This window comes from Thiolapillus sp. (genome assembly GCF_048562965.1).
GTDB lineage: Bacteria > Pseudomonadota > Gammaproteobacteria > Chromatiales > Chromatiaceae > Thiolapillus > Thiolapillus brandeum_A.
This window is the reverse complement of sequence record NZ_JBHNMF010000778.1, coordinates 1-1,384: the sequence shown is the minus strand read 5'-3', so window position 1 is coordinate 1,384 and position 1,384 is coordinate 1. Positions and strand designations below refer to the sequence as shown.

Genomic DNA, 1,384 nt, shown 5'->3' with positions numbered 1-1,384 from the left:
CTATTGCCGCATCTCCAGTTACCTGCAGACCATGGCAAATCAGGGATACAATCCGCTGGTCGCCATTCAAATGGCCTTTTCGGGACAGCTCTATGCTGATAGGGGTGAGTAGTTACTCCGAGATCAGTATTCACACCGGGAACACGGTGGTCGTAGAGGGTGGCGTCAGCGTTCGTTACCGTGCGCCGGAGATCATTTTGTCTCCGGGATTCAGTATCGAGGCGGCCGGGGAGTTCGCCGTGGTTGCGGAGCCGGTTTCATGCAAGCCCTGATGTTGTAGGGAGTGCCGGGCCGTGGCTTTGGCGTGGCGGCTTTTGGGCTTTATGTTCCCTGGGATTGCCAGGGCAGGCTTTGTGCCGGCCCTACACTTATCTGGGCTCGCGACAGGGTAATGCACTGCTGTTTTTCCAGGCGTTTGAGTATGCGGCTGACTACTTCCCGGGATGTGCCCAGCTCCATGGCGAGTTGCTGGTGGGTGATGTCCAGGGTTTCGGAATGTGAACGTTCGAACATGTGACCCAGCAGGCAGGCAAGGCGCAGCTCCAGGGGCTCGAAAGCCGTATCGTAAAAGCTGTGCATGATCTCACAGACACTGTTCACCAGACTGCGCAAAACCTGGTTGCGGAAACTGTCGCTGACTTTCATGGCCAGGTGAAAATCCCTGACACTGAGCATCAGGGCCCTGATGGACGTGTCGGTCTTTGCATTGGCCTTGAATGGCTTGTCGTTGAGCAGGCTGCTGAGGCTCATCAGGCAGATATCACCGGGGTTGATACGGTAGAGGGTCATTTCACGGCCGTCTTCGGCCATTTGATACACACGCACCGCGCCGTCGAGCAGGAACAGGAAATTATTGCAGCTGGTGCCCTGGCGAACCAGGGTATTCTGGGCGGGGAGATCGATGAAGGTTGCGCGCTCGAGAAGCTCCAGCCAGGGGAGGTTGTCAGGTTGGTCCAGTTCAGGGTAAACGCCAAACAGCATTTTGATGTTTGGCGAAAGATTCCCGGTGGAGGCCAATTCATCTATGGAATGCGCCATGGAAGTAATGCCAGCTCTGGTGTAAGTCTTGCCCGATACATACGGGAAGGTGAATTCGCCGTTCCGGATTATGCTTCCGGAATCGACTGTCAGCCGGTTTCATGACCGGCTTTTCTTTCTTTACGAGTATAACCAAACTAGAGTTTAGAGTCTAGAGTTTCAGAGGAGAAAAACCACTAAAAATCTCAAAAAATAGTTGACATAGCAAGGTGCGGCCTCTCAGAAGAGAAATCAACACAAACTTCTGGAGGCCGCTATGGACGCGAAAGGATATAGCCGTATCCCCCGCGAACTGTGTTATTGGATAACGTTTTTGGCAGAAGCGCTACCCCTGAGATCCGTGGGT

General features: G+C 53.9%; 2 protein-coding genes. One reads left to right on the top strand and one right to left on the bottom strand.

The annotated features are described in order from the left end of the window. Positions 1 to 92 precede the first annotated feature (92 nt). Positions 93 to 272: a hypothetical protein gene (locus tag ACOCD2_RS20015; RefSeq protein ID WP_293650257.1), complete on the top strand. Its 180-nt coding sequence runs from the start codon at positions 93 to 95 to the stop codon at positions 270 to 272. Positions 273 to 321: 49 nt separating this feature from the next. On the opposite strand, the gene ACOCD2_RS20010 is transcribed toward ACOCD2_RS20015, so the two are convergent. Beyond that, positions 322 to 1,038, bottom strand: coding sequence for a Crp/Fnr family transcriptional regulator (locus ACOCD2_RS20010; protein WP_293650258.1), 717 nt, complete (start codon positions 1,036 to 1,038; stop codon positions 322 to 324). Between the last annotated feature and the right edge of the window lie 346 nt (positions 1,039 to 1,384).

Excerpts from the sequence above, each read along its gene's own strand:
- ACOCD2_RS20015 (WP_293650257.1), top strand. The coding sequence starts at position 93 with ATGCTGATAGGGGTGAGTAGTTACTCCGAGATCAGTATTCACACCGGG.
- ACOCD2_RS20010 (WP_293650258.1), bottom strand. The coding sequence starts at position 1,038 with ATGGCGCATTCCATAGATGAATTGGCCTCCACCGGGAATCTTTCGCCA.